This is a genomic window from Pseudomonas citri (assembly GCF_025336485.1).
Lineage (GTDB): Bacteria > Pseudomonadota > Gammaproteobacteria > Pseudomonadales > Pseudomonadaceae > Aquipseudomonas > Aquipseudomonas citri.
Map to the genome: position 1 here is coordinate 107,260 of NZ_JAODAB010000016.1, position 20,643 is coordinate 127,902.

At 63.5% G+C, this 20,643-nt stretch carries 20 protein-coding genes; 6 read left to right on the forward strand and 14 right to left on the reverse strand.

Annotated features, from left to right (window positions below):
• Nucleotides 1-15: 15 nt before the first annotated feature.
• The 11 genes from N4Q37_RS18075 to N4Q37_RS18125 all read right to left on the reverse strand — a co-directional run bounded on the left by N4Q37_RS18075 (nucleotide 16) and on the right by N4Q37_RS18125 (nucleotide 10,892).
• A complete protein-coding gene (locus N4Q37_RS18075) occupies nucleotides 16-987 on the reverse strand; it encodes an XdhC family protein (protein ID WP_260960878.1) in 972 nt (323 codons plus the stop codon).
• Nucleotides 987-3,302 carry a xanthine dehydrogenase family protein molybdopterin-binding subunit gene (locus N4Q37_RS18080; protein ID WP_260960879.1) on the reverse strand — a complete coding sequence of 772 codons (2,316 nt, stop codon included), beginning with the start codon at nucleotides 3,300-3,302 and terminating at the stop codon, nucleotides 987-989. The genes N4Q37_RS18075 and N4Q37_RS18080 overlap by 1 nt, the downstream gene beginning before the upstream one ends.
• Nucleotides 3,299-3,769, reverse strand: a complete 471-nt coding sequence (locus N4Q37_RS18085; protein WP_260960880.1) for a (2Fe-2S)-binding protein — start codon at nucleotides 3,767-3,769, stop codon at nucleotides 3,299-3,301. Before N4Q37_RS18085 ends, N4Q37_RS18080 begins: the two co-directional genes overlap by 4 nt.
• A 262-nt stretch (nucleotides 3,770-4,031) precedes the next feature.
• Entirely contained in the window at nucleotides 4,032-5,051 is a 1,020-nt protein-coding gene (murB, locus tag N4Q37_RS18090) for a UDP-N-acetylmuramate dehydrogenase (protein ID WP_260960881.1), read from the reverse strand.
• Nucleotides 5,048-5,512 (reverse strand): low molecular weight protein-tyrosine-phosphatase, encoded by a 465-nt coding sequence (locus tag N4Q37_RS18095; protein ID WP_260960882.1) that lies wholly within the window; start codon nucleotides 5,510-5,512, stop codon nucleotides 5,048-5,050. The genes murB and N4Q37_RS18095 overlap by 4 nt, the downstream gene beginning before the upstream one ends.
• Nucleotides 5,512-6,276, reverse strand: coding sequence for a 3-deoxy-manno-octulosonate cytidylyltransferase (kdsB, locus tag N4Q37_RS18100; protein WP_260960883.1), 765 nt, complete (start codon nucleotides 6,274-6,276; stop codon nucleotides 5,512-5,514). Before kdsB ends, N4Q37_RS18095 begins: the two co-directional genes overlap by 1 nt.
• A complete protein-coding gene (locus tag N4Q37_RS18105) occupies nucleotides 6,273-6,458 on the reverse strand; it encodes a Trm112 family protein (protein WP_260960884.1) in 186 nt (61 codons plus the stop codon). Before N4Q37_RS18105 ends, kdsB begins: the two co-directional genes overlap by 4 nt.
• Before the next feature lie 22 nt (nucleotides 6,459-6,480).
• The gene (gene lpxK, locus N4Q37_RS18110; protein WP_260960885.1) at nucleotides 6,481-7,491 is read right to left on the reverse strand and encodes a tetraacyldisaccharide 4'-kinase; all 1,011 of its coding nucleotides are present in this window, start codon (nucleotides 7,489-7,491) and stop codon (nucleotides 6,481-6,483) included.
• Nucleotides 7,491-7,919, reverse strand: a complete 429-nt coding sequence (locus tag N4Q37_RS18115; protein WP_260960887.1) for an ExbD/TolR family protein — start codon at nucleotides 7,917-7,919, stop codon at nucleotides 7,491-7,493. Before N4Q37_RS18115 ends, lpxK begins: the two co-directional genes overlap by 1 nt.
• On the reverse strand, nucleotides 7,916-8,551 hold the full coding sequence (locus N4Q37_RS18120; RefSeq protein WP_260960889.1) for a MotA/TolQ/ExbB proton channel family protein: 636 nt from the start codon (nucleotides 8,549-8,551) through the stop codon (nucleotides 7,916-7,918). The genes N4Q37_RS18115 and N4Q37_RS18120 overlap by 4 nt, the downstream gene beginning before the upstream one ends.
• A gap of 94 nt (nucleotides 8,552-8,645) precedes the next feature.
• The gene (locus tag N4Q37_RS18125) at nucleotides 8,646-10,892 is read right to left on the reverse strand and encodes a DNA internalization-related competence protein ComEC/Rec2 (RefSeq protein ID WP_260960890.1); all 2,247 of its coding nucleotides are present in this window, start codon (nucleotides 10,890-10,892) and stop codon (nucleotides 8,646-8,648) included.
• Nucleotides 10,893-11,036: 144 nt separating this feature from the next.
• Here N4Q37_RS18125 and N4Q37_RS18130 point away from each other — a divergent pair, with 144 nt between their 5' ends.
• Nucleotides 11,037-11,552 carry a DUF2062 domain-containing protein gene (locus N4Q37_RS18130; protein WP_260960891.1) on the forward strand — a complete coding sequence of 172 codons (516 nt, stop codon included), beginning with the start codon at nucleotides 11,037-11,039 and terminating at the stop codon, nucleotides 11,550-11,552.
• Nucleotides 11,553-11,733: 181 nt separating this feature from the next.
• On the opposite strand, the gene N4Q37_RS18135 is transcribed toward N4Q37_RS18130, so the two are convergent.
• The 3 genes from N4Q37_RS18135 to N4Q37_RS18145 all read right to left on the reverse strand — a co-directional run bounded on the left by N4Q37_RS18135 (nucleotide 11,734) and on the right by N4Q37_RS18145 (nucleotide 14,201).
• Entirely contained in the window at nucleotides 11,734-12,513 is a 780-nt protein-coding gene (locus N4Q37_RS18135) for an ABC transporter permease (RefSeq protein WP_260960892.1), read from the reverse strand.
• Entirely contained in the window at nucleotides 12,510-13,442 is a 933-nt protein-coding gene (locus N4Q37_RS18140) for an ABC transporter ATP-binding protein (RefSeq protein WP_260960893.1), read from the reverse strand. The genes N4Q37_RS18135 and N4Q37_RS18140 overlap by 4 nt, the downstream gene beginning before the upstream one ends.
• A 135-nt stretch (nucleotides 13,443-13,577) precedes the next feature.
• A complete protein-coding gene (locus N4Q37_RS18145; protein ID WP_260960894.1) occupies nucleotides 13,578-14,201 on the reverse strand; it encodes a glutathione S-transferase family protein in 624 nt (207 codons plus the stop codon).
• Nucleotides 14,202-14,345: 144 nt separating this feature from the next.
• On the opposite strand from N4Q37_RS18145, the gene N4Q37_RS18150 reads away from it, so the two are divergent.
• From N4Q37_RS18150 to N4Q37_RS18170, 5 genes are all read left to right on the forward strand, one after another.
• Complete coding sequence (locus N4Q37_RS18150) at nucleotides 14,346-16,793, forward strand: acyl-CoA dehydrogenase (protein WP_260960895.1); 2,448 nt, start codon at nucleotides 14,346-14,348, stop codon at nucleotides 16,791-16,793.
• Nucleotides 16,794-16,914: 121 nt separating this feature from the next.
• Nucleotides 16,915-17,322, forward strand: a complete 408-nt coding sequence (locus N4Q37_RS18155) for a PA2817 family protein (RefSeq protein ID WP_024776930.1) — start codon at nucleotides 16,915-16,917, stop codon at nucleotides 17,320-17,322.
• Nucleotides 17,323-17,889: 567 nt separating this feature from the next.
• On the forward strand, nucleotides 17,890-19,110 hold the full coding sequence (locus N4Q37_RS18160; RefSeq protein ID WP_260960897.1) for a type II and III secretion system protein family protein: 1,221 nt from the start codon (nucleotides 17,890-17,892) through the stop codon (nucleotides 19,108-19,110).
• A 56-nt stretch (nucleotides 19,111-19,166) separates the two neighbouring features.
• Nucleotides 19,167-19,880, forward strand: a complete 714-nt coding sequence (locus N4Q37_RS18165) for a hypothetical protein (RefSeq protein ID WP_260960898.1) — start codon at nucleotides 19,167-19,169, stop codon at nucleotides 19,878-19,880.
• A 22-nt stretch (nucleotides 19,881-19,902) separates the two neighbouring features.
• On the forward strand, nucleotides 19,903-20,175 hold the full coding sequence (locus tag N4Q37_RS18170) for a DUF3613 domain-containing protein (protein ID WP_260960899.1): 273 nt from the start codon (nucleotides 19,903-19,905) through the stop codon (nucleotides 20,173-20,175).
• The last annotated feature ends 468 nt before the right edge of the window (nucleotides 20,176-20,643 follow it).

Below are 20,643 nucleotides of genomic sequence, written 5' to 3' on the forward strand. Positions count from 1 at the left end.
GCCCTCCTGTCGCGTCTACAGCGGTTTTTTCTGCCGCAGTTCAACGCCGTTCTTGATCGCCACGATCTCCGCCAGCAACGATAAGGCGATCTCCGCCGGGGTGTGGCTGCCGATGTGCAAGCCAATCGGCCCGTGCAGGCGTTCAATGACGTCTGCGGACAAGCCTAGCTGAGCCAGGTTATCCCGCCGTTTCTGGCTGTTGACCCGAGAGCCCAGGGCCCCGACATAGAACGCCTTGGAGTCCAGGGCGGTGAGCAGTGCCATGTCGTCCAGGCGCGGATCGTGGGTCAGGGCGACAATCGCCGTGCGCTCGTCTGTTTGGATGCTCAGCACCGCTTCGTCAGGCATGCCCGAGACGAAGCGACCATGTTGTGCTTCCCAACCGTAGACAAACTCCTTGCGCGGATCGCAGATCAACACTTCGAAGTCCAGCAGCCGGGCCATTTGCGCCACGTAGCGCGACAGTTGCCCGGCGCCGATCAGCAGAAGCCGCCAGCGTGGACCGTAAATCGCCCGCAAGACCTGTCCATCGAACACCAGGGCGTCGGTCTTGCTGGCCGGGGCCAGGACCACATCACCATTGGCGACCGTCAGTTCACGGGCGACGATCTCATGGGCTTCGCAGCGCTCCAGCAATTGAGCGACCCAATGCGGATCGCCCACGCGCTCTTCGGTCAGGCGCAAGGTGCCGCCACACGGCAGGCCGAAGCGCGCCGCCTCCTCGCGGGTGACGCCATAGGTGATCAGTTGCACCGGTGGACCGTCCGCTGGAATGCGACCGTCGTGCAGCCGGGCGATCAGGTCATCCTCGACACAACCACCCGACACCGAACCGATCACCACGCCATCTTCACGCAGGGCCAACATCGCCCCTGGCGGCCTTGGCGCGGTGCCCCAGGTCTGGACCACGGTGAACAACACCACACGCTGCCCGGCGCGGCGCCATTCGAGCACGCTGCGCAGGACGTTCAGGTCGACGCTGTCCATCAAGCCTTGACCTGCCGCCAGTCTTGCAATTGATAGCGCACGGGCAGGTTACGGATGCGTTTGCCGGTGGCGGCGAAAATCGCGTTGCACAGCGCCGGCGCAATCGGCGGCACGCCCGGCTCGCCGACGCCACCCAACGGCACCTCGCCCGGCGGCGTGACCAGATGCACCGCCACCTCCTTGGGGGCCAGGGACATACGCGCCACTTCGTACATGTGGAAGTTGTCCTGCTGGACCTTGCCGTCCTTGAAGCTGATCTCCCCCACCATCGCATTGCCCAGGCCCATGACACAGGCGCCTTCGAACTGGGAGCGGATGCGCTCGGGGTTGATCTGCGGACCGCAATCCACGGCGATGTCCGCCTTGTGCACGATCACCGTACCGTCGTCCTTGACCTCGACCTCGATCACGGCGGCGACGTAAGTCACGAAACTGTAATGCACCGCCAGCCCCAGCCCTCGCCCCTTGGGCAACTCGCGGCCCCAACCGGCGGCCTTCGCCGCGGTTTCCAGCACCGTGCGGATCCGTGCGGTATCGATCGGATAACGCTCGGGGGATTCGCCGTAGTTCCATTCTTCACTCAAGGTCCGCGGATCGATCTTACGGTCCGGCCCGAGCAATTTGATCTGGTACTTCAGCGGATCCTGGCCGGCCTTGTGGGCCAATTCGTCGATGAAACTCTGGGTCGCGAAACCATGGGGGATGTTCGACACCGAGCGATACCAACCCACCCGGGCATGGGCCGCCGCTTCGGGATTCTCCAGGCGCAGGTTCGGGATGGCGTAAGCCATGTTGGTCACACCCATGCCTATTTCGAACGGCGCCTCGTGGGTCATGCCCGGCGCAAACAGTGCGGTGATGCTCGGGGCCACGGTGCGGTGCAACCAGCCGGACGGCATACCGTCCTGGTTCAGACCGGCCTTGAGGTATTCGGCCGATACCGTGTGGAAATACGAGTGATGGATGTCGTCTTCACGGGTCCATTGCACCCGCACGGCCTGGCCCGGGAACTCCTTGGCCAGCTCTGCCGCTTCGAGGACGAAATCGGGTTTGGACTTGCGTCCGAAACCGCCCCCCAGCAGCGTGATGTTCACCGTGACCTTGTCGAAAGGAATGCCCAAGCGTTCGGCGATGCGTTCCCGAGTCACTTGCGGTGCCTGGCTCGGCGCCCAGGCTTCGCACTGGCCATCCTTGAAGCGGGCGACGGCGACCATCGGCTCCATGGGTGATTGGGATAAGTGCGGCAGGTAATACGAAGCCTCCAGGGTCGACTCGGCCTTGGCCAGGGCATCGTCGACATCGCCGCTGCTGCGCACGATTTTTCCAGGCTTGAGGGCCGCCGCTTCCAGTTCCTTGCGGTAGGCGACCGAGTCATAGCCGGCATTCGGGCCATCGTCCCAATCGATTTTCAGCGCTTCACGGCCCTTGATCGCCGCCCAGGTGTTCTTCGCCACCACGGCAACGCCACCCAACGGTTGGAATTCGGAGGGCAGCGGGCGCCCTTCGATCGACACCACCTTGACCACGCCCGGTACTTTCAACGCCGCGCTGCTGTCCACGGTCTTGAGCTTGCCGCCATAGACCGGCGGACGGGCCACGACGGCGTAGAGCATACCGTCGAAATGCACGTCGGCGCCAAACACCGCGCGGCCGTTGACGATATCCGCACCGTCGATGGCCCGTGTCGCCTCCTTGCCAATGTAGCGAAACTCCGAAGGCTGCTTGAGCCGCAGGCTGTCCCGCGCGGGCACGGGCAAGGCGCCGGCGGCAGCGGCCAGCGCGCCGTAGCCCAGCTCGCGACCGGAAGGCTGGTGCAGCACTTTGTGCAGTTGCGCCCGGCACTCACTCACCGGGACCTTCCACTGTGCCGCGGCGGCCAGTTCCAGCATGGTCCGGGCGGCAGCGCCGCAACGACGCATCGGCTCGTACCAATGGCGCATGCTGCGCGAGCCGTCGGTGTCCTGGTTGCCGAAACGCGCCTCGTCGGCCGGCGCCTGGCGCACCTTGACCTGCGCCCAATCGGCTTCCAGCTCGTCGGCCACCACCATGCTCAGGCTGGTGCGCACACCCTGGCCCATTTCCGAACGGTTGCAAATCACGGTCACGCTGCCATCGGCAGCAATGCTCACATAGACCTTCGGATCATCGACCGCGCCGTGGGGCATGCCCTCGGCACCGAATTTCTTGTCCTCGGCGAATGCATCCGGCAACCCCCAACTGGCGGCCAGTACCAGCACACCGGTCGCGCTTGCGCCTTTGAGAAAGCCACGACGGCTGAGGTTGCTCAGTACAAAATCATTGGGCAAACGACTCATGCCTTGGCCTCCTTCAGGTGAGTGGAGGCCTGGCGGATCGCGGTCTTGATCCGGTTGTAGGTGCCGCAGCGGCAAATGTTGCCGACCATCGCCTCCTCGATCTGCTCGTCACTCGGATTGGGATTGCTCTTGAGCAAGGCGGTGGCCGACATGATCTGCCCGCCCTGGCAGTAACCGCACTGGGCCACGGCCGTATCGAGCCAGGCCTGCTGCACGACTTGCCCGACCGGGTCGGCGTGAAGCGCGTCGATGGTGCGGATGTCCTGCCCTTTCACCGAACCGATCGGCGTGATGCAACTGCGCGCCGGCGCGCCGTCGATGTGGATGGTGCACGCGCCGCACAGCCCCATGCCACAGCCGAATTTGGTGCCGTTGTAACCGGCCACATCGCGGATCGCCCAGAGCAGCGGCATGTCCTCGGTCACATCCAGTTGATGGTCTTTTCCATTGAGTTTCAGGGTAATCATGGGCACGCCCGCACAATGTTCGAGTGATGGGGTCGAGCCATCTGCCGTTTGGGTGACAGGTCGGTGTCGCAGACTGGCTCAGGCTGATCGGGCTCTCTTGTGCACACGCAAGCGTCTGCACCGGGCCTTCAGGACGATGGTCGCATCGTTAGGAAGCTAAATTAACCCAGGTTCAAGCAAAACGCCCTGCACAATCCTGCACAAATGAAGGTGTGCAGGATTGTGCAGGGCGCTTTTTCAGGGGCGGGCGAAGAAGTGCGGTTCAGTACCGATTCGGCTCCATTTCCAGCTCGACCTGGAAACGTTCGGCAATGTCTTTCTGGATGCGCAGGGCCAGGTCCAGCAGTTGCGGGCCGGTGGCGCTGCCGTAGTTGACCAGCACCAACGCCTGCAACTTATGCACCCCGGCATCCCCCTCGCGAAAGCCCTTCCAGCCGGCTCGTTCGATCAGCCAGCCGGCGGCGATTTTCATCTGCCCTTCAGGCTGTGGATAAGCCACCAGGTCGGGGTATTGCTGCTTGAGGTACGCCACGTGGCTGGCCGGCACCAGCGGGTTCTTGAAGAAACTGCCAGCGTTGCCCAGCACCGCCGGGTCGGGGAGTTTTTCGCTGCGGATGCTGCAAATCGCCCGGCTCACGTCCATGGGCGTTGCCTGGTCGATGCCTTGCTCGGTCAACCGTTGGCGGACCGGGCCGTACTCCAGGTGCAGATGCGCAACACGACTGAGGGCGAAACGCACCCGCAGGATCAGCCAGCGCCCCGCTTGCTGCTTGAACAGGCTGTCGCGATAGGCGAAACGGCACTCATCGAGGCTGAACTCGCGCAGCTCGCCGCTCTGGCGATCCAGCGCGGTGAGGCCGGCGAAGACATCCTTGATCTCCACGCCGTAGGCACCGATGTTCTGCATCGGCGCCGCGCCGACGGTACCGGGGATCAGGCTGAGGTTTTCCAGGCCCGACCACCCTTGCGCCAGCGTGTACTGGACGAACGGGTGCCACGGCTCCCCCGCCTCGGCTTCGATCACCACCCGTTCGCCGTCGTCGCTGAGCAGGCGGATACCCTGGCTGGCCATGCGCAGCACCAACGCATCGATGTCGCCGGTCAGCAGCAGATTACTGCCGCCACCGATCACCAACAGCGGCACGTCATGCTCGCGGGCATAGGCCAGTGCCTGGCGCACATCGCCATCGTCGCGGGCTTCGGCGAACAACCGGGCGCCGACGTCCACCCCGAAACTGTTGAAGGGCTTGAGGCTGACGCCCGCTTGTACCTGCAAGGTCATAACCGCCCCTTCAATTCGATCACCAGACGATCCGTGGCGCGCTCGATCAGGTCCAGCACGTGTTCGAAGCCTTGCTCGCCTTCGTAGTACGGGTCCGGCACATCGTCGAGTTCGGCTTCGTAGCGACGCAGGAACAGGTCCAGCTCGGCCCGGCCATCGGCCGGTTGCAGCGCCTTGAGATCGCGCAGGTTGTTGCCGTCCATGGCCAGGATCAGGTCGTAGGCGGCAAAGTCGGCACGCGACACCTGCCGGGCGCGCTGGGCCGACAAATCGTAGCCGCGCCGCAGGGCCGCGGCCTGGCTGCGCTTGTCCGGAGCCTTGCCGACGTGCCAATCACCGGTGCCGGCGGAAGCGACTTCCACCTGCCCGGCCAGCCCGGCCTCGCGCAGCTTGTGACGCAAGATGCCTTCGGCGGTGGGCGAGCGACAGATATTGCCGAGGCAAACGAACAGAACCCGCATCAAGCCTCCAGCAGGCGACGGACGCGCTCGAGGTCTTCGGCGGTGTCGACACCGGTCGGCGGCGCGATCAACGCATCGGCGACGTGGATCCGCACGCCGTGCCACAGGGCCCGCAATTGTTCCAGGGCTTCGGTGTTTTCCAGCCAGCAGGGGCCCCAGGCGACGAAGTCCTGGAGGAAGCCGGCGCGGTAGGCATAGATGCCGATGTGACGGCGATATGGCACGCCTTCCGGCATCACGTCACGGCTTTGGGCGAATGCGTCCCGCGCCCAGGGCAATGTCGCGCGGCTGAAGGTCAACGCCAGGCCATTGAGGTCGCTGACCACCTTGACCACGTTGGGGTTGAACAGGGTTTGCACATCTTCGATCGGCTCGGCCAGGGTGGCCATGCGCGCCTCGGTGTGGGCCGCCAGGTTGGCGGCGACCTGGTCGATCACGCTGGGCGGGATCAATGGCTCGTCGCCCTGCACGTTGACGACGATGGCGTCGGCGGCGAGACCGAGCTTAGTCGCCACCTCTGCCAGGCGGTCGGTGCCGGAATTATGATCTTCGCGGGTCATGACCACTTCGGCGCCGAAGCCCTTGCAGGCCTCGACGATGCGCGCGTCGTCGGTCGCCACCACCACACGCTGGGCGCTGCTCTTGCAGGCCTGCTCCCACACATGCTGGATCATCGGTTTACCGGCGATCGACAGCAACGGCTTGCCCGGCAGGCGCGTCGAGGCGAAACGCGACGGAATGACAACGGTAAAGGCTGCGGTCATTTATCCAGGCGCTCGTCGGTGTTCAGGGTGCGGGCTTCGCTTTCGAGCATCACCGGGATGCCGTCGCGAATCGGATAGGCCAGGCCGGCACCCTTGCTGATCAGTTCGGTCTTGTCGGCGCTGAGCTTGAGCGGGCCTTTGCAGACCGGGCAGGCCAGGATATCGAGCAGTTTGGTGTCCATGAAATTCCCCTGGGTAAAAGAGTTAAGGCAAAAGCCGATCCGGCAGCAGGCGCATCAACTGCGTATCGAACCAGGCCACGAAGGCCGGCGATGGCGCCGCGTCCACCGTCAGGTACCACCAGTCGGGCGCGGCGAAGGCACGGCATTTGACCGCGTCCTTTTCCGTCATGATCACTGGCAGCGGCGGCATGAAATTCAAGGCCTGGGCACTGTACTCGGCGTGGTCGGCAAAGGCGTGCGGGATTGGCCGCCAGTGTAGCGTTTCGAGGGTCTTGAAGAAACGCCCGGGATTGCCGATGCCGGCCACGGCGTGCACGGCCTGGTCAGGTGGAAAATGGTCGATGGGGCGCTGTTCGCCGCTGGCCAGGTTCACCAGGGTCGTGGGCCGTAGCTCGAAGGCGAAGCCGTCGTCACGGTCGGCGGGGGCGCCGTTGTACAACACCGCGTCGACCGATTGCAGGCGCTCGACAGGCTCGCGCAACGGGCCGGCCGGCAGGCAGCGCCGATTGCCCAGGCCCCGGGCGTTGTCGATCAGCACCAGTTCGAGGTCCCGGGCCAGCCGATAATGCTGCATGCCATCATCGGACAGGATCAGGTCCAGCGGCTCGGCCGCCAGCAACGCCTGGACCGCACGACTGCGATCGGGATCGATCATCAGCGGCACACCGGTGCGCTGGACGATCAACAGCGGCTCGTCGCCCGCGACGTCCGCGCCCTGCTCGGCCTCGACCCGCCAGGGCAGTTGTGGCGGCTTGGCGCCATAGCCACGACTGACCACCCCGACCCGCAAGCCACTGCGCTGGCAATGCTGGATCATCCACAGGATCAACGGCGTCTTGCCGGTGCCGCCGACCGTGATATTGCCCACCACCACCAACGGCACCGCTGGCTGGTAGATCTGCCCTTCGCCGGCCAGGAAGCGTTCACGCTTGCCGACCACCACCCGACGGTACAACCACTCCAACGGGCGCAACAACGTCAGGGCCGGATGCCCCTCATACCAGGCGGCGAGCAATCGATCGGAGATGGCCATCAGGGTGCAGGTGCCGCCTCGACCGTGGTCATGCGCAAATGGCTGAAGCCGAGCTTGCCGGCCGCGTCCATCGCGGTGATCACTGATTGATGAGGCGTCTTGCCGTCGGCACTGATGGACAACGGCAGGTTGGTATCGCCGCCGGACGCCTGTTGCAGCGCCTCGATCAGACTCGCCAGGTCGCTCTTGGGCAACAGTTGGTTGTTCACCGAGAACGCCCCGTCGGCGCTGATGGTGATTTCCAGGTTCTTGAGTTGCTGGTCTTCGGCCGGCGAGCCGCTGACGGCTTGCGGCAATTCAACCTTGAGCTGGGTTTCCCGGGTGAACGTGGTGGTCACGACGAAAAACAGCAACAGGATGAACACCACGTCGATCAGCGACGCGAGGTTGATGTCGATGGTTTCCCGTGGTTTGCGGCGGAACTTCACTTCTTGCTCCCGGCCAGGTCCACGTCACGGTCACCCTGCACCACCTCGACCAGCTTGATGGCCTCCTGCTCCATGCCGACCACCAGCTCGTCGATACGACGTTGCAGGAACCGGTGGAAGAAGACCGCCGGGATGCCCACCATCAGGCCCGAGGCCGTGGTGATCAAAGCCTTGGAAATACCGCCCGCCAGCACGGCGGCGTTGGTGGTCATGCCAGAGCTGGTGAATGCGCTGAAAATATCGATCATCCCCAGCACCGTCCCCAGCAGACCCAGCAGTGGGGACATCGCGGCAATGGTGCCCAAGGCATTGATGTAGTGCTCCAGCTCATGGATGACCCGGGCGGCGGCCTCCTCGATGCATTCCTTCATGATCTCGCGACCGTGCTTGGAGTTCGCCAGTCCCGCGGCGAGGATTTCCCCCAGGGGCGAACTGGCTCGCAGCTCCTTGAGCTTGTCCTTGTTCAGTTGCTTGTCCTTGATCCAGACCCAGACCTGCCCGACCAGATGCTCCGGGGCCACGCGACTGGCCCGCAGGGTCCACAAACGCTCGGCTACGATACCCAGCGCCGCGATGGAACTCAGGATAATCGGCAACATCATCCAACCGCCGGATTTGACCAATTCCCACACAGTGACTGCCCCCTTGAAAAAGTGCGCCACTTTATCACACAGACTCGCCTTGCAGGCCCGACCGCCGGTAAGGTCCTCGCTCGGTTGAGCCGAATCAATGTCCATGCGCCGGCCCGGCCGGCGGCGGGTCGCGCCAGTAACGCCGCTGCCCGGCCTGGGTGCGGGGCGACTCGAAGGCCCCCAGTCGCAGACGAATGGCGCCTTGCTCGGCGCTGTCGTAGATATCTATGCCTGCGCGTCGATAGCGGGCCAGCACCTGCGGATGAGGATGGCCGAACGCATTGCCGCGCCCGCGGGAAATCAACACCGAGTGAGGCGCAAGCCCCGCCAGCAAGGCCATGGACGATGAGCTGCGACTGCCGTGGTGAGGGGCCGCCAGCCACTGGATCGGCACCGCCAGGGGGCTGTCGAGCAAGGCACGCTCGGCATGGGTGTCGATGTCACCGGTCAGCAGCAAGCGCTCACCGCCGGCCTCCACCAGCAAGACACAGGACTTCTGATTGCTTTCACGGGCGGACGTCCATCGCCACAGCGTGAACCTGACCCCGTCCCACTCCCAGCGCTCGCCACTGTCGCAAGGCTCGGCTCGCAACTCGCCGGGCAGCCCGACGGGATCGCCACTGATCACCCGCCCCGTCGGCAACCCGTTGCGCACGGCCTGGGCACCGCCGGCGTGATCGGCGTCAGCATGGCTGAGCAACATCACATCCAAGCCGCGCACACCCAGTTTGTGCAAGGTGGGCAGCACGACGCGCGCGCCCACATCGGCGTCGCCAAAGCGCGGCCCCGCGTCGTAGAGCAGGCTATGACGCCGGGTCCGCACCAGCACCGCCAATCCCTGGCCGACGTCCAACTGCCAGATCTCGGCTTGCCCTTGCGGCACCTCCTCCCTGGGCGGAACGACCATCAACAGCAACATCGGCCATCCCAGCAACCGCAGCGGCACGCCCTTGGGCAATAGCAACAGAAACGCACCGAGGGCGGCCAGCAGCCAGGCCCACCAGGGTATCGAGGCGGGGATCCAGGCAGGCATCCGCCCGGCAACCAGGGCCAACCCCTTGAACAACAGGTCAAGCAAACCGCCGGCGAGCCACAGCAGCCCCTCCCCCAAGAACGGCACCGGCAACGATGCAGTGCCCAGCAGCGCCAGCGGCAGTACCAGCAAGCTGATCCAGGGCACCGCCAGCAGGTTCACCAGCGGACCGCTGAGGCTGATCGGCAAGCCCAGTATCAACAGCAACGGACACAACCCGACGGCCACCAGCCACTGTGCCCGGGTCCAGCTCTGCCACCAGCGCCAGGGCCCCAGGCGCCCGCCAAAGGTAAACATCAGCACGGCGACAGCGGCAAACGACAGCCAGAACCCCGGTCGCAAACTGGCCAGCGGATCGAACAGCAGCACGCCCGTCAAAGCCAGCAGCCACGCCCACCACGGGTCCGCCTGCCGGAAGCGCAAGCGCCACAGCAACACCAGCCCGATCATGGCGCAGGCCCGTCGCACCGGCACCTCGAACCCGGCCAGCAAGCCGTAGCCCAGGGCGGCGGTGAAGGCCAGCGCACAGGCCCAGGGCAGCCACGCCAGCCTCGCCGGCCACAAGCCATGGCGCGCCGCACCGGCCACCAGCAGGTACACCAGACCGGCGAGCAAGCCGATGTGTTGCCCGGAAATCACCAGCAAATGAACCGTGCCGGTGTCCTGCAGCACTTGCCAATCCGCGCGACTCAGGCCCGTGCCGTCGCCCAGCACCAAAGCCGCCAGCGCACCGGAACGGCCCTGGGTGTCGACCCTTGCCAGCGCCTGGCGCACCCCATCGCGCCAAGCGCCCCGGGGCGGTTGCAGGAGATAACCGGCCTTGACCGAACCGGTCGCGCCGATGCCCCGGCTCAACAGCCAGGCCTCATGATCGAAGCCATCCGGGTTCAGCAACCCGGCGGGACGCTTGAGCTTCACCGCCACGCGCCAGCGCTCGCCGCTGCTGACCGGCGGGCCAGCGAACCAGGCCAGGCGTATCGTCGATGGCAACCGGGTTCGGCGGGCCTGGGCATCGGCCAGTTCAAAACGCACCACGCCGTCGCCCTGTTGCGGCAAGCCGACAACGCGCCCTTCGACCCAGCGGGTTTCTCCGTCCAGCGCAGCGGGTAACCGGTCGTCCAGCGCCCACTGCGCCGACAGGCAGGTCCACACCACGCCCAACAAGAAGAACCCCAGCGGATAGGTTCGAAACGGCAACACCGTCAGCGCCAGCAGCGCCATGGCAACCACCAGCCACAACGACGGCAGTGCCGGAAAAAAAACCGGGGCCAATAGCCCCAGTGCAAGCGCGATCAACCCTGTGCGCATAACCCGTCCTTGAGAGTTCTCTCTTCAGGCATAGACGGTCTGCGGCACCGCGCGCGTTATCAATTGTCACAAAGTCTGAATCTGCCCGCCGTAGAATCCGGACATACTTGCGGCCTTACTGCGTTGAACCGACCGAGAAGCCTTATGCCCCGGCGCTTATTCAAACGTTACATGCCAGACCCTGAAAGCATCCGGGAACACAAGTCCTTACGTTTTCTCGGCACCCTGCTGCACGATCCCAACCTCTGGCACCTCAACCGCCACTCGGTCGCCCGGGCGATGGCCGTTGGCCTGTTTGCCGCCTTCTTGCCGATCCCCTTGCAAATGCTGCTGGCCGCCGCACTGGCGATCACAGTGCGCGGCAACCTGCCGATCGCCGTGAGCCTGGTCTGGCTGACCAATCCGATCACCATGCCGGCGGTGTTCTTCTGCACCTACCAGACCGGCGCCTGGCTGATGGACGTGCCCGCCCGCACGCTGCCCGAAGCACTGACCTGGGAATGGATCAGCGGCCAGTTGTCCACCTTGTGGCAGCCATTCCTGCTGGGCTCGGTGGTGACCGGCCTGGTGCTGGGCACCCTCGCCTACTTCGTCACCATGAGTTACTGGCGCTGGTGGGTGGCGCGACAGTGGAAACGGCGCAAGAAAAGTCGGATGTGAGATGCACGCCTGAAGTATCGCTATCGCGAGCAAGCTTTGCTCCCACAGGAATCTCATGTGAACGTCAGATCTGTGAACACCTGCAAACTGCTGTGGGAGCAAAGCTTGCTCGCGATGAGGCCAGCCCGGACACCACCCACCCCATGGCAAGGGAGGCTGTTTGAGGCCCCGGAAAACGGTCCTACGTCCGCATCCCCCGCCCACTGACCAACAACCGCGCACAACCGATGTAAAGCACCACGGTCGCCATCAACATGAAGGAAATCGCGACACTGATCTTGATGTCCGAAACCCCGAGGATGCCGTAGCGGAACGCATTGACCATATGCAAGACCGGGTTGGCCAGGGACACGGTCTGCCAGAATGGCGGCAGCAGGGAGATCGAGTAGAACACCCCGCCCAGATAGGTCAGTGGCGTGAGCACGAACGTGGGGATGATGGAGATGTCATCGAAATTGCGCGCAAACACCGCGTTGATGAAACCCAGCAGCGAAAAGATCGTCGCCGTGAGCACCACCACCAGCACCGTCACCCCCAGGTGATGCACCTGCAAATGGGTGAAGAACAGTGACAGCAAGGTCACGATCAGGCCGACCGCCAAGCCCCGCAAGACGCCGCCCAGGGTGTAGCCGATGAGGATCGTGTGGGGCGACACCGGCGAGACCATCAGCTCTTCGATCGAACGCTGGAACTTGCTGCCGAAGAAACTCGACACCACGTTGCCGTAGGAGTTGGTGATCACCGACATCATGATCAGCCCCGGCACGATGTAGTCCATGTAGGTGAAGCCACCCATGTCACCGATCTGCCGACCGATCAGGTTACCGAAGATCACGAAGTACAAGACCATGGTGATGGCCGGCGGCAGCAAGGTCTGCGGCCAGATCCGCATGAAGCGCCGGACTTCGCGATAGACGATGGTGTTGAGGGCGATCAGGTTGGGGCGCAGTTCGGAACTCATACCGCCACCTTCGCCAGGTTTTTTTCCACCAGGGACACGAACAACTCCTCGAGGCGATTGGTTTTGTTGCGCAGGCTTTGCACTTCGATGTTTTGCAGGGCCAATTGGGTGAACAAGCCGGTGATGCCGACGGATTTATCCACCTGGACTTCCAGGGTTCGGCCGTCCAGCAACCGGGCCGGATAGCCGACGAGCTGCGGCGCGGCCGGCAGGTCATGCTTGAGGTCCAGCAGGAAGGTTTCCACATGCAGTTGGCTGAGCAACTGGCGCATGCTGGTGTTCTCGACGATGGTGCCGTGGTCGATGATGCCGATGTTGCGGCACAACTGCTCGGCCTCTTCCAGGTAATGGGTGGTGAGGATGATGGTGATGCCTTTCTGGTTCAGCTCGGTCAGGAAGCTCCACATCGAACGGCGCAGCTCGATGTCCACGCCAGCGGTCGGCTCGTCGAGGATCAGCAGGCGCGGCTCGTGCACCAGGGCACGGGCGATCATCAGGCGCCGCTTCATGCCGCCGGACAACGAACGGGACGGCACGTTCCGCTTGTCCCACAGGCCCAGCTGGGTCAAGTACTTCTCAGCGCGTTCGTTGGCGATCTTCGGCGGGATGCCGTAGTAACCGGCCTGGGTCACCACGATGTCGAAGGTCTTTTCGAACTGGTTGAAATTGAACTCCTGGGGCACCACGCCTATGCAACGCTTGAGCGCGGCGGGCTCGCGGTCCAGGTCATGGCCAAAGACATTCACCGTGCCGCTGGTCTTGTTCACCAACGTGGAAAGAATGCCGATGGTGGTGGATTTGCCGGCGCCGTTAGGGCCGAGCAGAGCGAAGAAATCACCTTCGGAAACGTCCAGATCGATACCACTCAAGGCCTGGAAACCGTTGCCGTAGGTTTTGGTTAGCTGCCGGATGGACAGAGCGGAACTCATATCGGATTACGCACCAAGAAGGGAAAGAGGATAAATGGAACAAGGGCATGCGGCGCGCATTGCAACCACGGCGCACGGAGGCCATGGTGCGTGGCATCGCCGCACAAGTACAGTCAAGTGTGTCGATAGTAAGTATTAAGTCAACGCGGTCATAACGGCCTCGCGATAAGCCGGACGCGCCTGCAACCGCGCATACCAGGCCTGCAAATGAGGCAGTGAGGCCCGTTCGATAGGCATCTCGAACCAGGCATAAATGAAACTGCCCAGGGGGATATCGCCCATGCCGATTTCCTCGCCCGAGAGGTAAGGTTGAACGCTCAGGGCCTGGTCTGCCATCACCAGCAAGGCATCGCATTCCTTGATCGCGGCCTTGATCGCCGGCCAGTCCTGCTGCTCGGCCGGGGTGCGCAGGATGCCCCAGAACACCGTGCGAAACGGTCCGGCGAAGGACGAGGTGGTCCAATCCATCCATTTTTCAGCGCTGGCCCGGGCCTGCACATCGGCGGGATACCAGGCCGAGCCCGACGCATGGCGTGCCGCCAGGTAACGCACGATGGTGTTGGATTCCCACAGCACAAAGCCGTCGTCTTCGATCATCGGCACGCGACCGTTGGGATTTTTCGCACGGTACTCGGGCGTATCCACCACACCGAACGCACCGCCGGCGTCGATGGCCTCGTAGGCCAGCCCCAGTTCCTCGGCGCACCACAGCGCCTTGCGCACGTTCGATGAGTTCTTGCGCCCCCAGATCTTCAGCATCACCGCCTCCTCGTTGAATGAATGCCGCAGCAGCATACGCCGGATCCGTCCCTGGCGGGGCTGTTGGGGCACTCCCTCGCCACATCGCAGATGCCGTCTAAGCTCTGAGGGTCGTGTTTGCCCTCGTTCACGGAGGATTTACCTATGCTGTTGTTGTGGATACTGGTCCTGGTCGTCGGGAAAGCCTGGCTGGCGCATCGGCGTATCGCACCCCTGCCCATGCTGGCTATCGTCGCCGCCTATCTGCTGGCCATGGGTGTCTTCAGCCATGCACCCGGCGCTCTGATGCTGGTCCTCTGGGTGCTGCTCGCTGCCGTTGCGGCGCCGTTGTTGCTCCCGGACCTGCGCCGCCGATTGTTCAGCGCGCCGATGTTCGACTGGTTCCGCAAGACGCTGCCCCCGATGTCCCAGACCGAGCGCGACGCCATCGAGGCCGGCACGGTGTGGTGGGATGGCGAGCTGTTCAGTGGTCGCCCGAACTGGGACTTGCTGCTGTCCTACCCCAAGGTGCAACTGACCGAGGAAGAACAGGCGTTCATCGACGGCCCCACGGAGGAACTCTGCGCCATGGTCAGCGACTGGCGGATCGGCCAGGCCATGGACCTGCCGCCCGAAGCCTGGGCGCATATCAAGGCCCACGGTTTCTTTGCGCTGATCATTCCCAAGTCATACGGCGGCAAGGGTTTTTCCGCCTATGCCCATTCCCAGGTGGCGATGAAACTGGCCACCCGCAGTGGCGACCTGGCATCCACCGTGATGGTCCCCAACTCCCTCGGCCCGGCGGAACTGCTGCTGCACTACGGCACCGAAGCACAACGTGACCATTACCTGCCGCGCCTGGCCCGTGGCGACGATATTCCCTGCTTCGCCCTGACCGGGCCACTGGCCGGTTCCGACGCGGGGGCGATGCCCGACACCGGCGTCATCTGCCAGGGTGAATGGCAAGGCCAACCCACCCTGGGCCTGCGCCTGAACTGGGAAAAGCGCTACATCACCCTCGGGCCTGTCGCCACCCTCCTGGGCCTGGCCTTCAAAGCCTACGATCCCGACCACCTGCTGGGCGACGAGGAAGACCTGGGCATCAGCCTCGCGCTGATTCCCACCGACACGCCCGGCGTGCATATCGGGCGCCGTCACCTGCCCCTCGGCGCCGCGTTCATGAACGGACCGAACTGGGGCAAGGACGTGTTCATCCCGCTGGACTTCCTCATCGGCGGCCAGGCCATGCTCGGCAAAGGCTGGATGATGCTGATGAACTGCCTGTCGGTCGGCCGCTCGATTTCCCTGCCGGCGGTGGGCACCGGCGCGGCAAAATTCACCAGCCTGGTGACCGGCCAGTACACCCAGGTGCGCGAACAATTCAACGTACCGCTGGCGGCGTTCGAAGGTATCCAGCAAGCCCTGGCGCGCATCGGCGGCAATGCCTGGATGATGGACGCCGCGCGCATGCTGACCGCCAACGCGGTGGACCTTGGGGAAAAACCGTCGGTGCTCTCGGCGATCCTCAAGTACCACCTGACCGAACGCGGCCGCGAGTGCATCAGCCACGCCATGGACGTGCACGGCGGCAAGGCCATCATCATGGGCCCGAACAACTACCTGGGGCGCAGTTGGCAAGGCGCGCCGATCTTCATCACCGTCGAGGGCGCGAACATCCTCTCGCGCAACCTGATGATCTTCGGCCAGGGCGCGATCCGTTGCCACCCGTTCGTGCTCAAGGAAATGACCCTGGCGACCCGGGAAGACCAGGACCAGGCCCTGGTCGAATTCGACGGCCTGTTGCTCAAGCACATCGGTTTTGCCATCGGTAACGCCGCCAGCACCCTGGTGCTGAACCTGGGCCTGGGGCACTTCGAAAAAGCCCCCGGCGACGCCCTGAGCCAGGGTTATGTGCGCGCCCTCAATCGACAGGCGGCGGCCTTCGCCCTGTTGGCGGACCTGAGCATGATGCTGCTGGGTGGCGAACTCAAACGCCGCGAGCGCTTGTCGGCGCGCCTGGGCGACGTATTGAGCAACCTGTACCTGTCGTCCGCGGCGCTCAAGCGTTACCACGACCTGGATTCGCCGGAGCACATGACGCCGCTGTTCACCTGGGCCATGGAAGAAAGCCTCGGCCACTCGGAACGGGCCCTTGACGAACTGCTGCGCAACTTCCCCAACCGGGTCCTCGGTTGCCTGCTGCGGCTGCTGGTGTTCCCCTTCGGTCGCCGCCACAAGGGCCCGAGCGACCGACTGGATGCACAAGTGGCGGCGCTACTCGGCCAGGCCAAGGGCGATCCGGCCCTCGAAGAGCTATTGCAGGGTTGCTACCGCCCGCAATCGGCCGACGATCCGGTGGGCGCCCTGCAACACGCCGCCGACCTGTCAGCCGCGGCGCAACCGTTCTACCGCAAGCTGCACACGGCGCTCAAGCAGGGCCAGCTCAATCCGGCCCCCGGGGAATCGCTCATCGATGCCGCCCTGGAAACGGGCGTCCTGCAGGCGCGCGAAGCGCAGGCCCTGCACGCAGCCGAAGCGGCGCGGCGCAAGGTGATCGACGTGGATGACTTCGCCAAGGAAGAACTGACCCTCGCCGAGGGCAAGGTGCGTTGATTCCCACGCCCAGGCAGGCCCTGGTGGCCTGTGTGGCTCATTGGTGCAGACCACTGGCATGTAAAAGCAGGCGCAAGGGCTATATACTCCTGCGCCCGTTTTGCTCTTGAGGACTTATCTCGTGTCCAATGTCGTTGCCGATCACCTTGTCTTGCTTGACCACTTGCGCAGCATCCTGGTCGCCGTGGGTGAGGCCGAACAGGTGCCCGAAGAAAGCCACGCCCTGTTCCTGGAGCGCTTCGACGAGTTGCGCGCGCAACTGCCCGTCGATCCGATCGAGAGCCAATACCTGGGCCAGGACCTCCTGTGCCAGGTGATCGTCCGTTATCCACAGATCGCCCACCTGGTGCCTCGCGACCTGCTCTGGTACTTCGGCGGCGATTGCCTGCACTACATGCCCGACGAAGAGATCGACCTGTACCAGGCCCTGGAAGAACGTCGTTTCGAAGCCGAACAGAACGACGAACCGTTTGACTGGAACCAGGAAAAGCAACTGCTGGCGATGTCGGACCAGGACAGCAAGCACTGATGCCGGTCAGGCAAGCCATCTCTGGGAACTGAGCTTGCACCCGGCGGCAATCCGACGATCACGCCAGCCTGAACCCCACAACCCCGTAGCGAGGGAGCTTGCTCCTGCGCCACGGGGGATAGTTTTAAACCTATTGCCCCCGCGTTCTTAACCCCTCTCCCCTCGCCCGCCGCGCTAAAAAGACAAATTATTGACAGCGCTTTTCACAAAATTTTCTTGCACGTCACTTTTCAGACGTTTTTTTTTGCGAGACGCGTGGCGCTTCGCCATGGTTGAACTACTGTCAAAAAGAAGCGAGCACGGGGGCAAGCCATTCGCTCCCCAGCGATCTGATCGGCGCCTGTCACCCCGCTCGATGACCCGGCTATTTGCCAGGCCTGAAGACGTTTTTTGGGAAAACGCCTGCCGTTCAGTCCGGCCGAGGCAATGGACCCGTCTGCAAGTTGCGACGAGGCCCGTTGCCCAAGCCATTGAGTCGTCTGGTGAGATGAAGGGGTAGCCCGGACCCTGCAAGTGTTCCGAGGCGATTGGTCAGCCCAAGCAGGGACTTCTGTCGAGGAGCGCTTTATGAAAGATCGCAACGTGTCCGCTTTGAAACACCTTATTCACGGCTTGTTCTGGATGGGCCTGGGCCTGGACGCGGCGTACGCCGCCGGCAACTGTTCCCAGCTGGACAGCATGCCGGCGACCTTCGAGGTCGGCCAGGGCCTGCAGAATGAACTGCGCATCCCCGCCGCCGTGACGAAACTGGCGGTGGGCGATCCGAAAATCGCCGATGTACAGCCCAGCGGCAGCGATGCCTTCATTCTCACCGGCCTCATGCCCGGCGCCACCAGCCTGATGATCTGGACGGAATGTTCCAAGGTTCCCCGCCAGAGCATGGTGTTCGTCAGGGGCCGGGCCACGGCGGCGCTGACCAGCGTCGCCAGCGTGCCTTCGGAAGATCCGAACCTGCTCGCCCAGGTGCAAACCGACATTCGTTTTGTCGAAGTCAGCCGGACCAAGCTCAAGGACGCCGCGACCTCGATCTTCGGTAGCCGCGGCAATTTCCTGTTCGGCTCACCGAGAACCTTGCCCACCATCGGCGGCGTTGTCCGGCCCACGCTGCCGGCCAATAACGACATGTTCAACCTGTCGTTCGCCACCGGTAAAACGCTGTTGATGATCAACGCCCTGGAAGGCAGCGGCTTCGCCTACACCCTGGCGCGGCCAAGCCTGGTGGCCCTCAGCGGGCAGAGCGCGAGCTTCCTGGCCGGTGGGGAGGTGCCGATTCCGGTGCCCAGTTCCGGCAGCGATAACGTGTCCATCGAGTACAAGGAGTTCGGTATCCGCCTGACCCTGACCCCGACCATCATCGGGCAGAACCGGATCGCCCTGAAGGTTGCGCCGGAGGTCAGCGAGCTGGACTTCACCAATGCCGTGAGCATCGCCGGCACGCTGGTTCCGGCACTCACCGTGCGCCGTACCGACACCAGCATTGCCCTGGCCGATGGCGAAAGCTTCGTCATCAGCGGCCTGATCAGCACCCGCAACAGCTCCCAGGTGAACAAATTCCCGGGGTTGGGCGATATCCCGATACTCGGCGCGTTCTTTCGCGACAACAACATCAACCGCGAAGAACGCGAGTTGCTGATGATCGTCACGCCGCACCTGGTCCAACCGTTGGCCGCCAACGCGCAATTGCCGACCTTGCCGGGTGAACAACTGCGCAATTACGACCCGAATTTCTACCGCATGTTCTTCCTGGAACACGGCGAATTCGACAACCGTGACGGGCTTTCTCAATGAGCCGGCGTCTGCGGTGCGTGGGGTCGACTGTCCATCCGGTTGCCTGGGAGCATTCTATGAAAGCAGTGATTGCGATAGCGGCGACCGTGGTGCTCGCCGGTTGTGCCAGCCACAGCGTGGTGGCTTCGCGCCCGGCCAGTTGCGTCAAGCCCAACGGCGATCAGGAACTGGCCCTGAACCTGGCCGATGACATGGCCAACGAAGGACGCTTGTACGCCAGCCTGGCGAACCTCGAAGGCTTGCCTGAAGATCTGGTCCAGGTGCGTTTGCGCAAGGCCCGGGTACTGCGCCTGATGGGGCGTAACGAGGCGGAGCCGTTGTACCGAAGCCTGCTCGGCACCTGCCTGGCCGCTGATGGAGAACATGGCCTCGGCCAATTGGCCGCCGCCAGGAACGATAATGCATCGGCCACGGAACACCTGGAACGCGCGGCGAAAATGACCCCGACCGAAGGAAAAATCCGCAACGACCTGGGCGTCGTCTACCTCAATCAACGACGCATTCCCGAAGCGCGCTTCGAGTTCATGACCGCCATGGAGCTCCAGCAGTCAGACACCCTGGCCGCGCTCAACATGGTGACGCTGCTGATTTACCAGGACAACTGGAAGCAGGCCGCCGAACTCGCGAGCATGGCCAAGCTGACGCCCAAGCAGGTCGCCGACGCACAAGCCCGCGCCGAGAAAATCAGGGGATCGGCCAAGAACGCAGCGGCATCACCAGCGAACCGCCTGACCGAGGTCGTCGACGCCTCATCCGGCACGGTCAAGTAGAGCGCTACGAGGAGTCCAAGAGATGAAAACCAAATCGTTGATGATCCTGTGCATGACCTGTCTTTCCAGCACCGCCTGGGCCATAGAGCCCGGGCCCTCCTCGGCGGCGCAACAGGGCACCGAGAGCTGGATGCAGTTGCAGATTCGCGGCGTGGTTGCCTCCACCAACCTGCAGACCGCCTCCGCCGCCGAACGCGAACTGGCCATGCAACGCTGGCTCAATAGCTTCACCTACCCGATCCCGGAGTTCTTTGACCAGGACAAGGGCGGCGACATTTCCAGCGGCACCAAGTAAACCTCCTACCCACGAAAAGACCGCAGCCTTTGGCAGCACCTGCACTCGATCCGATGCAGGCACTGCCAAAGGCTGCGGTCTTTTGGCTTGAATGTGGGAGCAAAGCTTGCTCGCGACAGCTATCTCACATTCAACATCTTCATCGACTGGCCCACCGCTATCGCGAGCAAGCTTGGCTCCCACAGAGGATATGTGCCACTCACGATGCCTATGCTCCCCCCCACAGAGGATATGTGCTGCTCACAATGTCTATGCTCCCCCACAAAAACCTGTGGGAGCAAAGCTTGCTCGCGACAGCTACCTCACATTCAACATCTTCACTGACTGGCCCACCGCTATCGCGAGCAAGCTTGGCTCCCACAGAGGATATGTGCCGCTCACGATGCCTATGCCCCCCCACAGAGGATATGTGCTGCTCACAATGTCTATGCTCCCCCACAAAAACCTGTGGGAGCAAAGCTTGCTCGC

Coding starts and splice junctions, on each gene's coding strand:
- N4Q37_RS18130 (WP_260960891.1), top strand. CDS start 11,037: ATGCCCCGGCGCTTATTCAAACGTTACATGCCAGACCCTGAAAGCATC.
- N4Q37_RS18165 (WP_260960898.1), top strand. CDS start 19,167: ATGAAAGCAGTGATTGCGATAGCGGCGACCGTGGTGCTCGCCGGTTGT.
- N4Q37_RS18105 (WP_260960884.1), bottom strand. CDS start 6,458: ATGGACACCAAACTGCTCGATATCCTGGCCTGCCCGGTCTGCAAAGGC.
- N4Q37_RS18170 (WP_260960899.1), top strand. CDS start 19,903: ATGAAAACCAAATCGTTGATGATCCTGTGCATGACCTGTCTTTCCAGC.
- N4Q37_RS18080 (WP_260960879.1), bottom strand. CDS start 3,302: ATGAGTCGTTTGCCCAATGATTTTGTACTGAGCAACCTCAGCCGTCGT.
- N4Q37_RS18140 (WP_260960893.1), bottom strand. CDS start 13,442: ATGAGTTCCGCTCTGTCCATCCGGCAGCTAACCAAAACCTACGGCAAC.
- N4Q37_RS18085 (WP_260960880.1), bottom strand. CDS start 3,769: ATGATTACCCTGAAACTCAATGGAAAAGACCATCAACTGGATGTGACC.
- N4Q37_RS18135 (WP_260960892.1), bottom strand. CDS start 12,513: ATGAGTTCCGAACTGCGCCCCAACCTGATCGCCCTCAACACCATCGTC.
- N4Q37_RS18160 (WP_260960897.1), top strand. CDS start 17,890: ATGAAAGATCGCAACGTGTCCGCTTTGAAACACCTTATTCACGGCTTG.
- kdsB (WP_260960883.1), bottom strand. CDS start 6,276: ATGACCGCAGCCTTTACCGTTGTCATTCCGTCGCGTTTCGCCTCGACG.
- N4Q37_RS18075 (WP_260960878.1), bottom strand. CDS start 987: ATGGACAGCGTCGACCTGAACGTCCTGCGCAGCGTGCTCGAATGGCGC.
- murB (WP_260960881.1), bottom strand. CDS start 5,051: ATGACCTTGCAGGTACAAGCGGGCGTCAGCCTCAAGCCCTTCAACAGT.
- N4Q37_RS18125 (WP_260960890.1), bottom strand. CDS start 10,892: ATGCGCACAGGGTTGATCGCGCTTGCACTGGGGCTATTGGCCCCGGTT.
- N4Q37_RS18145 (WP_260960894.1), bottom strand. CDS start 14,201: ATGCTGAAGATCTGGGGGCGCAAGAACTCATCGAACGTGCGCAAGGCG.
- N4Q37_RS18095 (WP_260960882.1), bottom strand. CDS start 5,512: ATGCGGGTTCTGTTCGTTTGCCTCGGCAATATCTGTCGCTCGCCCACC.
- N4Q37_RS18150 (WP_260960895.1), top strand. CDS start 14,346: ATGCTGTTGTTGTGGATACTGGTCCTGGTCGTCGGGAAAGCCTGGCTG.
- lpxK (WP_260960885.1), bottom strand. CDS start 7,491: ATGGCCATCTCCGATCGATTGCTCGCCGCCTGGTATGAGGGGCATCCG.